Source organism: Pseudoalteromonas sp. PAST1, assembly GCF_021532515.1.
Taxonomy (GTDB): Bacteria; Pseudomonadota; Gammaproteobacteria; order Enterobacterales; family Alteromonadaceae; genus Pseudoalteromonas; species Pseudoalteromonas simplex.
The window spans coordinates 1-13,043 of the sequence record NZ_JAKGBH010000019.1 but is presented as its reverse complement, the minus strand read 5'-3'; the positions used below and the strand labels follow the sequence as shown (position 1 = coordinate 13,043).

10 protein-coding genes and 1 rRNA gene are annotated in these 13,043 nt (G+C 40.7%); 6 read left to right on the top strand and 5 right to left on the bottom strand.

What is annotated here, in order from left to right; genetic code table 11:
* Nucleotides 1–29 precede the first annotated feature (29 nt).
* The 4 genes from L1272_RS11000 to xseB form a co-directional block, all read right to left on the bottom strand.
* Nucleotides 30–2,132 carry a hypothetical protein gene (locus L1272_RS11000; protein WP_442961829.1) on the bottom strand — a complete coding sequence of 701 codons (2,103 nt, stop codon included), beginning with the start codon at nucleotides 2,130–2,132 and terminating at the stop codon, nucleotides 30–32.
* Between the two features lie 284 nt (nucleotides 2,133–2,416).
* Nucleotides 2,417–4,279, bottom strand: coding sequence for a 1-deoxy-D-xylulose-5-phosphate synthase (gene dxs / locus L1272_RS10995; RefSeq protein WP_138615819.1), 1,863 nt, complete (start codon nucleotides 4,277–4,279; stop codon nucleotides 2,417–2,419).
* 88 nt (nucleotides 4,280–4,367) lie between these two features.
* A complete protein-coding gene (ispA, locus tag L1272_RS10990; protein ID WP_138615821.1) occupies nucleotides 4,368–5,255 on the bottom strand; it encodes a (2E,6E)-farnesyl diphosphate synthase in 888 nt (295 codons plus the stop codon).
* A gap of 4 nt (nucleotides 5,256–5,259) precedes the next feature.
* Complete coding sequence (gene xseB, locus L1272_RS10985) at nucleotides 5,260–5,502, bottom strand: exodeoxyribonuclease VII small subunit (RefSeq protein ID WP_054552565.1); 243 nt, start codon at nucleotides 5,500–5,502, stop codon at nucleotides 5,260–5,262.
* Nucleotides 5,503–5,774: 272 nt separating this feature from the next.
* Here xseB and pomA point away from each other — a divergent pair, with 272 nt between their 5' ends.
* The 4 genes from pomA to L1272_RS10965 all read left to right on the top strand — a co-directional run bounded on the left by pomA (nucleotide 5,775) and on the right by L1272_RS10965 (nucleotide 10,053).
* Nucleotides 5,775–6,542 (top strand): flagellar motor protein PomA, encoded by a 768-nt coding sequence (pomA, locus tag L1272_RS10980; protein WP_054552564.1) that lies wholly within the window; start codon nucleotides 5,775–5,777, stop codon nucleotides 6,540–6,542.
* 3 nt (nucleotides 6,543–6,545) lie between these two features.
* Nucleotides 6,546–7,469 carry a flagellar motor protein MotB gene (locus tag L1272_RS10975; protein ID WP_054552563.1) on the top strand — a complete coding sequence of 308 codons (924 nt, stop codon included), beginning with the start codon at nucleotides 6,546–6,548 and terminating at the stop codon, nucleotides 7,467–7,469.
* Between the two features lie 130 nt (nucleotides 7,470–7,599).
* On the top strand, nucleotides 7,600–8,076 hold the full coding sequence (locus L1272_RS10970; protein WP_199530190.1) for a hypothetical protein: 477 nt from the start codon (nucleotides 7,600–7,602) through the stop codon (nucleotides 8,074–8,076).
* A 66-nt stretch (nucleotides 8,077–8,142) separates the two neighbouring features.
* Complete coding sequence (locus tag L1272_RS10965; RefSeq protein ID WP_235373399.1) at nucleotides 8,143–10,053, top strand: DNA topoisomerase III; 1,911 nt, start codon at nucleotides 8,143–8,145, stop codon at nucleotides 10,051–10,053.
* A gap of 1 nt (nucleotide 10,054) precedes the next feature.
* Here the strand turns inward: L1272_RS10965 and L1272_RS10960 are convergent, their stop codons facing one another.
* Nucleotides 10,055–11,368, bottom strand: coding sequence for a M20 metallopeptidase family protein (locus L1272_RS10960; RefSeq protein ID WP_235373398.1), 1,314 nt, complete (start codon nucleotides 11,366–11,368; stop codon nucleotides 10,055–10,057).
* A gap of 83 nt (nucleotides 11,369–11,451) precedes the next feature.
* Here L1272_RS10960 and L1272_RS10955 point away from each other — a divergent pair, with 83 nt between their 5' ends.
* Complete coding sequence (locus tag L1272_RS10955; RefSeq protein ID WP_187490593.1) at nucleotides 11,452–12,309, top strand: tetratricopeptide repeat protein; 858 nt, start codon at nucleotides 11,452–11,454, stop codon at nucleotides 12,307–12,309.
* Between the two features lie 618 nt (nucleotides 12,310–12,927).
* Nucleotides 12,928–13,043, top strand: a 16S ribosomal RNA gene (locus tag L1272_RS10950); the annotation flags it as partial.

Genomic DNA, 13,043 nt, shown 5'->3' with positions numbered 1-13,043 from the left:
GCGTTCGTTACCTAAACACCTTTTGATGGTTAGTGTTTAAGCCAAGCTGGTAAAACAGCCACAGACTCTGGGGCGGTAAAGGAGTAGCTCACCGTTGCTGCAATGTCACCGCTAGGGCTATTTAAAATATTATCAAAGCGCATAACTAGGCCATTTGATTTTTCGGCAACATATAAATCATTACCCGTATACATAATATCGACAGGGTTACCTAATTGGCTTGCAGGACCTGCGATATTTACACTTACATTGGTTAAACCACTGGCCATAGCGGCACTATTAATCACATAAATTTTCCCGTCGGTGGCATCGGCTGCAGAACCAACATCAGAAACTATTAGTGAGTCACTTAATGGGTCGTAATCAATACCATGAATATTGGTTGGTGCAGCAAATGCAGTGCCGCCCGATGCAGGGGTAATTAAACGATCTTCACCTGTAATGGTTGTCATACCTGACATCCACTTGCTTTTCACTTCATCAAAAACAGCAATTGTGCCATTGGTAAGTGCAACAAATGCCCTGTCAGTTGATGGATCATAGTCTACATCCCAAGGGCGTGCACTAGCACTGGGTTTTAGGGTCATTAATGGGCTTACATCACCTGTTGCGCAGCTAGAGAAAATGAGAACACCAGGCGTTGTTGCATTAAATTCAGCAACAAAAATCATGCCTGTATCTGAAGCTATATCAATACCTTTTGGTGAGATAATACCAGTACTTGCTCCCATGATTGTTCTATCTTGGTTGGTTGCGTAACTTTCGCCGTTACGCTGTGTTGCAACCTTGTTTGAAATAACGATACCACCCATCGATGTAACTGCATCATCAAATGTTGCGTAGCTAGTGCCAGACTTATCAAAAGCCACACTTTCAATTGTTTGATTTGCATTATACGTTGCCAGTTCGGCTGTTAAAGGTGCGTTTAAACGACTAATTTGACCTGTTGTTGGACCTACTGTTCCTGGGTTACTACTTACAGCTACACCGAGCAGGGGCATGTTAACCATAATACTATCAGAGCTATCTTGCATATTATTATGCATAACGGTTTCTGTTATTGATTCAGGTTTTGTTGTTGGCGTGATGAGATCTGGTGATACATCACCACTTTCGCCTGCAAATATATTACTAAATACTAAAACTGCATCATTTGATTTTTCAGCCACACGCAAGTCGCTGCCAGTAAGACTTATATCCACAGGGTTACCGAGCATAGACATTGGACCTGCTATATGACGGTCAACCGCTACCATACCATCTGCTTGAGCAGCATTTGAAATGACAAAGAGTGCACCATCTGTTGCATCAGATGCACTACCTACATCAGACAGCACAAGCTTGTTACTAGTCATATCTAAAGCAATACCATGAATATTGACTGAAATTTTTGTACCAGTTTCATCACTTGGTGTAATGGTTCGAGTTGGTGTTGCAGTAAAACCACCCATTACATAATTGTCGTAAACAGCAACATCACCATTAGTTAGTGCGACGTAAAGACGATCATTATTTTCATCGTACGTAAGATCCCATGGTGTTGCATCAGTTACCGTTGTTGCTAATGGTGCTACATCGCCTGCAGCTTCTTTACCAAATACAGTTACTTGCATAGCATTAAAATCAGCAATAAAAACAAGACCATATTTATTAGAGATATGTATGCCCTTCGGATTTACAAGTGTGGTGTTTGTGCCAGTTAACGTACGATCAATATTATTGGTGTACATGCCATCTGCACGGTTTAACACTTGGCATACGGTACTCAGTGCTCCATTTCCAGAATCAGCAGCTTGCACTAAATTACCTAAGCTATCGAAAACAACACCTTCATTAGCACCAGTATTAAATGTTGTGAGTTTAGCGGCATTTTGATCAATGAGGTTGATAGTGCCCGCATTATCTGAGCCATTGTTCGCTAATATAAATGTTGCTGATGCAAAGCCAGGAGCGCCATCGTTGCCATTCATACCATCAGCGCCATTTTGACCGTCAGCGCCATTTTGGCCATCGACACCATTAGTACCGTCTTGCCCTGCTGCACCTTGAGCTCCCATAGCACCATCTTTACCATCATCTCCATCACACCCTGTAATACCCAGCATCACAGCAAGAGCAATGGCAGAAAACATGACCTTAGATAGTTTTGAATTAGCGAGTTGTTGATCTTTAATAGCTTTACTTTTAATCGTATTCATTTGTCTATACCTTTTAAATATTCCATCAAATGTGAACAAACAACCTGTATTGTTTAACGACAAAATACGTGCTCACGAGTTAACCTCAATGAATAAACGGCTAGCTAAAGATATTGGATGCAAGAAAATAGAAAATAGGTAAGTTATTTTTTATGTGTATGGTTTTAAATAATAAAAAAGGAGCCATGAGGCTCCTTTTTAATGAATTGCGTATAGTTTTAAGCCATGAACTCTTTAATGCGAGTTAAGATGCCATTGGCATCTAGGCCCATCTCAGCGTGCATTTCATCTTGTGTGCCATGCTTAATGAACTCATCTGGAATACCTAAATTTAAGATAGTCACATCGGCTTTGATTGCAGCCAAATATTCATTCACAGCAGAACCCGCACCGCCTGCAATGGCATTGTCTTCTAAAGTAACAATGACATCATGGCTGCTAAGTAACTCATTAATAGCTTCAGTATCAAGAGGTTTGATAAAGCGCATATCAATCACTGTTGCATTTAGCTCATCTGCGGCTACTTTGGCGCTCTCTAACAGCGTACCGAACGACAAGATGGCCACTTTACTACCTTGTTTGATACTACGCGCTTTACCGATTTCAATCGCACTCATTGTTGATTCAACATCACAATTGCCGGCACTACCACGTGGGTAACGAACAGCAACAGGTTGATTGCATTGGTAGCCAGTGTAAAGCATTTGGCGGCACTCGTTAGTGTCGCTTGGCGCCATAATAATCATATTAGGAATACAGCGCATAAAACTTAAGTCATAGGCGCCTTGGTGAGTTTCACCATCAGCACCAACAATACCTGCACGGTCAATAGCGAATAAAACAGGTAAGTTTTGTAATGCTACATCGTGGATAAGTTGATCGTAAGCGCGTTGTAAAAAGCTTGAATAAATAGCAACAACAGGCTTCAACCCTTCACAAGCGAGGCCTGCTGCAAGCGTTACAGCATGTTGTTCAGCAATCGCCACATCAAAGTATTGCGCAGGATACTCTTTTGAAAAACGCACCATGCCTGAACCTTCACGCATCGCAGGGGTAATTGCCATTAGCTTGTCGTCTTGGGCTGCCATATCGCATAACCAGTCACCAAACACATTTGAGAATGTGGCAGCACCCGGTTTTGATTTTGGTAATTTCGACATGCTCGGATCAAATTTTGGTACGCCGTGGTAGCCAATTGGATCCGCTTCAGCAGGCTTATAACCTTTACCTTTTTGCGTTTTAATATGTAGTAACTGTGGGCCTTTAAGGTTACGCATATTACGTAAGGTATCAACCAACATATTTACATCATGACCATCGATTGGGCCGATGTAATTTAGGCCTAACTCTTCAAAGAACGTACCCGGAATGACCATTCCTTTTAGGTGCTCTTCCATGCGGCTAGCAAGTTCTTTCACAGGCGGTAAACCAGAAAGGAGCTTTTTACTGCCTTCACGAATATTGGTGTAGAAGCTACCAGATAAAATTCGGGCAAAGTGGTTATTGAGTGCCCCCACGTTTTCTGAAATCGACATTTCATTGTCGTTTAAGATAATTAACACGTTAGGATTAACATCACCCATGTGATTCATTGCTTCAAATGCCATACCAGCAGTGATCGCACCATCGCCAATAACAGCAACAGTTTTACGATCTTTACCTTCTTTTTCTGCAGCAATGGCCATACCTAAGGCTGCTGAAATTGAGGTGCTCGAATGACCAACACTGAAAGTATCGTATGGGCTTTCTTCACGGAATGGGAATGGGTGTAAACCGTCTTTTTGACGAATAGTATGCATTTGGTCACGACGACCCGTTAAGATTTTATGCGGGTATGCTTGATGACCCACATCCCAAACTAAACGATCTTCAGGAGTGTTATAAACATAATGCAGTGCAACTGTTAACTCAACAGTGCCTAAACCTGATGCTAGATGACCACTACTTTGCGAAACTGAGTTAAGTAGGTATTCGCGTAACTCTTTACTAAACGCAGGTAACTTGTCTTGCGCTAAATCACGCAGTTGTGCTGGTTCGTCAACCAAACTTAATAATGGATACTTGCTACTATCAAGTGTCATGATTTTTTATACATCCTTCGCTAACCAGAGTGCATTATAGCCCATTGCCGCTCCGATTTTTTAGTTATTTTGTCTTTCTTTTTAGGTATTAATAATTGCGTTCAACAATATAGCTTGCAAGACTCGCTAATTCGCTGGTGTCGTAATCAATAGCCTCAAGAGCTTGATGGGCTTGAGCCAGCAAATCTTGTGCTTTTTGCTTTGCGCCTGCCATCCCTAATAAAGCAGGGTAGGTTGCTTTGTTTGCAGCAACATCGGAACCCTGTGGCTTACCTAATGTTTCAGTATCAGCTTCTACATCAAGGATATCGTCTTGTACCTGAAAGGCCAGCCCAATTGCTTGACCGAATAGGTTTAATTGCGCGAGTGTATGTTCATCACAGCTTTTTGCACTCAATGCACCGAGTGTAATTGCACAATTAAGCAAGGCACCCGTTTTTAGCTGATGAATGCGCTCTAGCTGAGCAACTGTAATTTCTTTATCGGTCGCTTCAATATCCAGTGCTTGCCCACCTACCATACCTTCAATACCTGAGGCTTTGCTTAATGAGGCAATCATTTTTACTTGCTGGCTCGCAGAAACAGCAAATTGATGATTGGCAATTAAATCAAATGCCAGTGTTTGTAAGGCATCACCTGCGAGTATGGCTTGTGCTTCGCCATAGACAATATGACAGGTAGGGCGGCCACGTCTTAAGTCATCATCATCCATTGCTGGTAAGTCATCATGAACTAAAGAATAGCTATGAATACACTCAATAGCGGCGGCAAGAATATCAAGATCGGCCTTGTCCGCGCCCATCATCCGGCCCGTTGCATATACAAGGTAAGGACGTAAGCGTTTACCACCATTTAGAACACCGTAGTGGGTGGCTTCTTTGATGTTTTTTTCGGTATTAAGTGGCTGTTCAAAATAGCGATTTAAGTGTGCTTCTACGTCTTCACGAGCGCGTTGTAATTGTTCTTTTAATTGCACTTAATTAGTCCAAGTTTGAATCAAAATTGCTAAGAGGCGCTTGGCTATCGTTACCCATTAAAATGGCAACTTTTTGTTCGGCTTGTTGTAACTTACCAGACGAAGCGTTTGCTAGCGCAATGCCGCGTTCAAATTGTTTTAGTGATTGTTCCAGTGACAATTCACCTTGCTCCATTTGTGCAACAATTTGAGATAATTCATCCAGTGCTTCTTCAAAGCTTAAGTTTTCTGGTTTCTTTGTTGCCATTGTGGCCTCGATAGCTGTTAGAAAGTGAGGCCAATTTTAGGGGGAATGCTAAACTAGGTCAAAGAATGATGTGTTTTTTTACGCATAATTCATTTTTAGTATGCTATTTTTACGATTTTAAATACAGCTTAAACTTGTAGCTTAAAAATCTTACATTAAAATAAAATTAATTCATTTAATGATTTAAGTATTTCAACTGCTTGCCGATAAACAGTTAATAATAAAAATTTGATACTTGAGTGTATCGTGTAATTGTTCCTCTGGAGGGGTATGTGGATTTAGCAACCATAATAGGTATTCTTGGTGCCATAGGCTTAATTGCTATGTCGATGGTGTTAAGTAGTGATGGCCAAGTTGCAATGTTTTACAACACGCCTTCGGTGGTCATTGTATTTGGTGGTTCGATTTTTATTGTATTATCAAATTTCACCATGGGGCAATTTTTGGGCATAGGTAAAGTGGCAGCAAAAGCTTTTATGTTCAAAATCGAATCTCCGGAAGAATTAATTGAAAAAGCAGTAGAATTAGCTGATTCTGCACGTAAAGGTGGCTTCTTAGCATTAGAAGAAGCTGAAATCCCCAACGGTTTTATGCGTAAAGGGGTCGATATGTTAGTGGATGGTCATGATGCTGATGTCGTTCGCGCCACGCTGCAAAAAGATATTTCTCTTACTGCTAACCGTCATGAACTCGGTGCTGGTTTATTCAAATCACTTGCCGATATTGCGCCTGCAATGGGTATGATCGGTACGCTAATCGGTCTGGTTGCTATGTTATCAAACATGGATGACCCAAAGGCAATCGGCCCAGCAATGGCAGTTGCCCTTTTAACAACTCTCTATGGTGCTTTCTTAGCAAACGTTGTCGCTATTCCAATTCAGGTAAAACTAGAACTGCGTAAAGACGAAGAAGCCCTCAATCAACGCTTAATTCTTGACGCGGTGCTAGGTATTCAAGACGGTCAGAACCCGAAAGTAATTGAAGGTATTTTGAAAAACTACTTAGCCGAATCAAAACGTAAAGTTGATACCGAGGAGTAGAGCATGTCAGATGAAGAGTGCAAATGTCCTCCACCAGGCTTGCCTGCATGGATGGGTACCTTCGCGGATTTAATGTCATTATTAATGTGCTTCTTTGTACTCTTGCTTGCTTTCTCTGAAATGGACGTGCTGAAGTTTAAGCAAATTGCTGGCTCTATGAAGTTTGCTTTTGGTGTACAAAATAAAATTGAAGTAAAAGATATTCCAAAAGGAACCTCTGTTATTGCCATGGAGTTTACTCCAGGCAAACCTGAGCCAACACCTATTGAAACGATTCAGCAACAAACCGTTGAGATGACACAACAAATGCTTGAGTTTCAGGCTGGCGACGAAAGCTCCGCCGGTGGTCGACAAGAACAGCGCGGTAATAAACGTGGTGGTGAATCGCAAAGTACGGCTCAGCAACAAGCTTTAGAACAGTCAATTTCTGCGGCTGATCAAGAACAAACAAATGAACTTGTGAAGAAAATTGCTCAGCAACTAGAACAGCAAATTATGGATGGTGCGATTGAGCTCGAGTCATTAGGCCAGCAAATTATTATTCGCATTCGTGAGAATGGTTCATTCCCATCGGGTAGTGCTTTTTTACAGCCAAAATTTAAACCTATTATTCGTGATATTGCTACGCTGTTAAAAGATGTGCCGGGTGAAATAACCGTGTCAGGTCACACTGATGACTTCCAAGTATCGAATGAGCTTTATACTAATAATTGGGATTTATCATCAAAACGTGCGGTGGCAGTTGCCAGTGAAATGGAAAAAGCGCCAGGGTTTGATAAGTCCCGTATGATGGTAGTCGGCCACGCAGAAACGAGGCCTCTAGTACCGAATGTAACCGACGAAGATCGCAAGCGAAATCGCCGTGTTGAAATCTCTATTATGCAAGGTAAAGCACACGAATCTGAACCTATTGATGTAAGGCAGTAAATCAATTAAAGTTAAGCCTCATTAACAAATGTAATAGAGAATAAAAATGAAAAAAGTTGATAAATATACCTACATGCCTGGTAATGGTAGTGGCGACGATGATGGTAAAACAGATTAAGGTTAGTTAATTTTGCCTGATTGGTTTGTATATACCATCTCAATTTTGAATAATAGCTGGGTGTTCATTCTGATCCCTGCTATTTTCGTTTTCTACCTCCGCAAAGATTGGCAGGCATTCCACTTTACCGTAATAACTGCATGTTTCTTTTTATACGGTACCTTAATTCATAGCGGCTTACGTGAATTTGATGACATTTATATTTGGCGCTATGTCGTTTGGGCTTTTAATGATATTGCTTGGATGGCAATCATTGCTTACTTAGGTATTAAAGATAAAGTCTACTTATGGCAAAGTGTTTTAGGGCAGTTGGTTGTGATAATGGCGCCTATTTTGCAATTGTTCCGTTTAGTTGACCGCCACCTTTGGGATTTGTCTTACAGCACTTACATGTATAAGACCCTGCTACCGCTAATCAATATTGGTACTGTGGTCGTATGTTACCTGCCACTTATCTATCTTTTTACTCGACGAAGCCAGCAAGCTTAAGGCGTTTCTTCGTTAAAAATCCTGTGCTAGACTACTGTTTATAAAAACAGTATTTAGTGTTGCGTTATGAAACTTTACATTGCCGAAAAACCATCCTTGGCACGAGCCATTGCAGATGCTCTACCAAAACCACAAAAAAAACAGGATGGTTATATAGAGCTTGGTAATGGAGATTGTGTCTCTTGGTGTATTGGTCATTTACTTGAGCAAGCAGAGCCCGATGATTACGATGCAAGTTTTAAAAAATGGCGATTTGAGCATTTACCTATCGTGCCAGAACAATGGCAATTAAAACCTAAAGCAAAAACACGCAAACAACTTACTGTACTAAAAAAGCTCATTAAGCAGGCAAGTACAATAATTCATGCTGGCGACCCTGATAGGGAAGGCCAGCTATTGGTTGATGAAGTGATCGAACAGGTTAAACTTAGCCAAGCCAAAAAACAGCAAATTCAACGACTCTTGATCAGCGACTTAAACTTAAGTGCAGTTAAAAAAGCACTAAATAATTTGAAATCGAACCGCGATTTTATTCCTTTGAGTGTGTCTGCCTTAGCTCGATCACGTGCCGATTGGTTATTTGGCATGAATTTAACTCGAGCCTATACGCTTGCTGGGCAAAAAGCTGGATTTGGCAATGTGCTATCTGTTGGGCGTGTTCAAACGCCTATTTTAGGTTTAGTCGTTAATCGTGATAATGAAATCGCTAATTTTGTAGCAAAACCTTTTTACGAAGTTTTAGCGCACCTTGCAACTCAGCAGCAGCAAACATTTGCTGCAAAGTGGCAACCAAGTAAAGCATGTGAACCTTATCAAGATGAAGAAGGGCGAGTATTGCATAGGGGGCTTGCTGAAAATGTTGTGTCACGCATAACTAATCAACCAGCTAAAGTGGTTGAGCTTGAGCAAAAGCAAAAAAAACAACAGGCACCGCTACCTTATAATTTATCCGCTTTACAGATTGATGCGGCAAAGGCGTTTTCAATGCCTGCACAAAAAGTGCTAGATACCTGCCAAAACTTGTATGAGCGTCATAAGTTAATTACGTACCCTCGTTCAGATAATCGCTATTTACCAAAAGATCATCATAAAGATGCCGCGAGTATTATTGCCGCCATCGCTAATAATGAAGGTCAAGCAATTGAAGCTTGTAAGCAAGCTGATAGCAGTAAGCGGAGTAAATGTTTTAATGACAGCAAAGTGGCAGCTCACCACGCTATTGTTCCTACCGAAAAACAACTTCGCTCAGCGTCCTTAAATAGTGATGAACAAAAAATCTATCGCTTGATCTGTCGTCATTATTTAATCCAATTTTATCCAGACTATGTATTTAACGAAACCAAAATAACGGTTGAAATTGCGGGTGGGCTTTTTAAAGCAGCAGCTAAGCAAGATGTTAGCTTAGGCTTTAAAATATTAATGGGCAAAACAGAGTTAAAAGATGAGCAAACCTTACCACCACTTGAAAAAGGTCAACAGCTGCATTGCAATCAAGGTGAAGTAGTAGACAAAATGACGACACCGCCAGCGCATTTTACTGATGCGACCTTATTAAGTGCCATGACAGGCATCAGTCGGTATGTGAAAGACCCAGAAATTAAAAAGATCCTTAAGGAAACAGATGGTCTTGGTACTGAAGCTACGCGAGCCGGTATTCTTGAGCTTTTATTTAAACGCCATTTTTTAGAACGTCAGGGTAAAAACATTCTGGCTACCGCAACAGGTAAAGCACTCATAAGTACATTACCAGAACAGCTTGCTAGCCCTGACTTAACAGCTAAGTGGGAAGCATCGTTAGGTAATATCGCTGAACAGCATATGAGTTATCAGCAATTTTTAACACCATTGTTGGAAGAGTTACATGCTTTAGTTGAGCAAGCCAAGCAATGCGATAGCCAAGTCTTTGCCCAGTTACCAAAAACGCCGCAAAAGCGACGTTTTAAAAGGAAGGCTAAGCCCAGAGCTAAGTCAGCCTAAACTACTTTTTGTTGAATAGGGCAACCGCGGCGTTACTCATTGCTGTAATTCCAGTAGGAAGTGCTTTTTTGTAATCAGGTGCAAACTTACTTGAGTGTAAAGAAGGTAATGTTGCGCCAGATTGCATTGCTGAGTCATATTGACTCGGTTCAACACCGCCTAACCAAAACAAAGTAATCGGCACATTTTGTTCTGTACGGCCATAAAGGCCAAAGTCTTCACCGGCCATTACAGCTTCAGTTTCAAGTACATTGTCTTCACCAATAGCGTTAGCAATTGCTGAACGCACTACATTGGTTTGTGCAGGATTGTTATAAGTTGAAGGAATTGACTCATTTTCATGCACATAGACTTCTGGTGCTAAGCTTTCGTCAAGCCCAGCACTTAATGCGATGCCTTTAGTAATTCGTTTAATTGCCGCGATTTGTTGTAAACGAACTTCAGGGTTATAGCTACGCAATGTAAGTTGTAGTTTTACTTCATCTGAAATGACATTGTGTTTAGAGCCTCCATGAATTGAGCCAACGGTGATCACTGACGGCTCGAGTGGTGACAATTCGCGACTAGTAATAGTTTGCAGTGCCAATACAATACGTGAAGCAATCACAACTGGGTCTATCGTTGTGTGTGGGTAGGCACCATGACCGCCTTTGCCCTTTACTATAATATCAACAGAGTCAACACTTGCCATTGTATATTCAGTTTTCATGCTAACTTTACCAGCAGGAACACTTGCACTTACATGCAAACCAATAACATGATCTGGAGTAGGGTACTTAGTGAAAAGCCCTTCTTTAAGCATTGCTTTTGCACCACCGCCAACTTCCTCTGCAGGTTGTGCGACCATCATTAACGTACCTTGCCACTGCTCTTTATGTGTCATTAACTGTTGTGCTGTGCCAATAAATGAACTCATGTGAATATCATGACCACAACCATGCATTACGCCAACGGTTGCACCAGCATCATTTGTTACAGTCACTTTAGAAGCGTAAGGTTTTCCAGTTTGCTCAACAATTGGGAGTCCATCAGTATCAGTGCGGATCATTACTGTAGGGCCATCACCGTTTTCATAAATACCAACAACGCCATAACCACCTACATTATCTGTAACAGTAAAGCCCAGTTGTTTTAATTGCTTTGCAAGCTTTTGGCCCGTTTCTTTTTCATGGTAAGACAGCTCAGGAGATTGATGTAAGTCTAAATATAGCTTTTCAATTTCAGGCATAGTCTTTTGAAGGTTTAAATCGAGCGTTGTTGCTTGTGCGAATGGACTAAGAAGTAATAAAGCTGCAGAAATAGCAGATAATTTCATAATGACCTCGACCCGTTGGGCTTGTAATTGTTATGTTTGCCACTATATAAAAACCTAAATACTTATATAGTGCAATCAATCAAATGAATAATATGATAAACCTTACCCCACAAAATTTGCAGCAAGCATTGGGTGAAACGTCAGCTGAAAAGCTAGTGCTACTTACTTTTTACTCTGCGCAAAACCCAGAGTGCCATCAGCAAGCTGCAATTTTAGAGAAAATAGCAAATGAGTATGGTGAGCATTTATTAGTAGCGACATTAGATTGCGATGTTGAGCAAGCTCTTGCAGGGCAACTTGCGCAGCAAATTGGTTTACAAGCATTACCAACGCTTGTGATGTTAAAAGATTCAGCACCTGTGGATATGTTACCGGGTGCTCAAACAGAACAGCAAATTCGCGATGCGCTAGCTAAACATTTACCAGCTCAACACGAGTTATTATTAGAGCAAGCTAAGCAAGCGTTAATTAATCAAGATCTAAATAATGCCTTTAACTATGCAAAGCAGGCTTATGAACTTGATCCAAATCACACACGTGTAAAGTTAGTTTTAGCTGATATCTGTATTCAAATTCATAAATTAGAAGATGCACAGGCATTATTAGATTCGGTTGCAGAAAACGAACGTGATGCGTATTTCACAAATATTCAAGCAAAATGTGAGCAAGCATTAGCTGCAACAGATTCGCCAGAGATAAAAGTACTGCAGGATAAAGTTGAAAAATACCCAAATGATTTAGAGATAAAAGTAGAACTAAGTAATGCTCTTAATAGCGCGGGTCGTAAAGAAGAAGCACTAGAGATGTTATTTAATGTACTTAAAAAAGATCTTAACTACGCAGATGCAAAACCAACCTATCTAGAAATTATCGCTTCTTTACCTGATGGCGATGCCTTGGCATCTAAGTATCGTCGTAAGTTATATAGTATCTTGTACTAATTAAGAGTTGATTGATAAAAGCGCCACTAAGATTGTGGCTCTTTTTTTTATTTAAAAACTTGCGTATTACCTAATTTCGATAATACTTAAGATCCTCTCGAGAAAAGTTGGCTGTATTTTGTACAGTAAACTGTGTTTTTTACTGCCTTTAGCTTTTTTTTTGCGCGAAAGGTAAGTTTTTAGTAGTTTTCTACAAAAAGTGCTTGCGTTAAAAATCCATCTCCCTATAATGCGCATCCACTGACACGGCGGGCAGCAATGAAAAGCGCTGAACAACGTGACAGAGAGTTAAGTAAAACTTCGGTTTAAAACGGTCTAAAAAGAAAGTTTAAAATTAAGTGTTGACTCGAAAAATTAAGGATGTATTATACGCATCCCTAGCGACAACGTCGCAACGTTCTTTAACAATATAAAGCAATCATCTGTGTGGGCACTCGTACAGATTGAGTTCTAACAGCGAAGCTTAGTTTACTAAGTGGAGCAAACAAATTTAGAGTCTCAAATGTAACTGAGTGACTATATAGTCAATTCGTTTTGATTTTACTTTTTTAAAAAGTAGAAACAAACAATCAGAATTCATTGAGCATGGTTTGAAGTTTACTTCAAGCAAAAAACTTTTAATTGAAGAGTTTGATCATGGCTCAGATTGAACGCTGGCGGCAGGCCTAACACATGCAAGTCGAGCGGTAACAGAGAGTAGCTTGCTACTCTGCTGACGAGCGGCGGACGGGTGA

Bases quoted from the DNA above. Each gene is read 5' to 3' on its own strand.
- L1272_RS11000 (WP_442961829.1), bottom strand. From the start codon at position 2,132: ATGTTTTCTGCCATTGCTCTTGCTGTGATGCTGGGTATTACAGGGTGT.
- dxs (WP_138615819.1), bottom strand. From the start codon at position 4,279: ATGACACTTGATAGTAGCAAGTATCCATTATTAAGTTTGGTTGACGAA.
- xseB (WP_054552565.1), bottom strand. From the start codon at position 5,502: ATGGCAACAAAGAAACCAGAAAACTTAAGCTTTGAAGAAGCACTGGAT.
- L1272_RS10975 (WP_054552563.1), top strand. From the start codon at position 6,546: ATGTCAGATGAAGAGTGCAAATGTCCTCCACCAGGCTTGCCTGCATGG.
- L1272_RS10965 (WP_235373399.1), top strand. From the start codon at position 8,143: ATGAAACTTTACATTGCCGAAAAACCATCCTTGGCACGAGCCATTGCA.
- L1272_RS10960 (WP_235373398.1), bottom strand. From the start codon at position 11,368: ATGAAATTATCTGCTATTTCTGCAGCTTTATTACTTCTTAGTCCATTC.
- L1272_RS10955 (WP_187490593.1), top strand. From the start codon at position 11,452: ATGAATAATATGATAAACCTTACCCCACAAAATTTGCAGCAAGCATTG.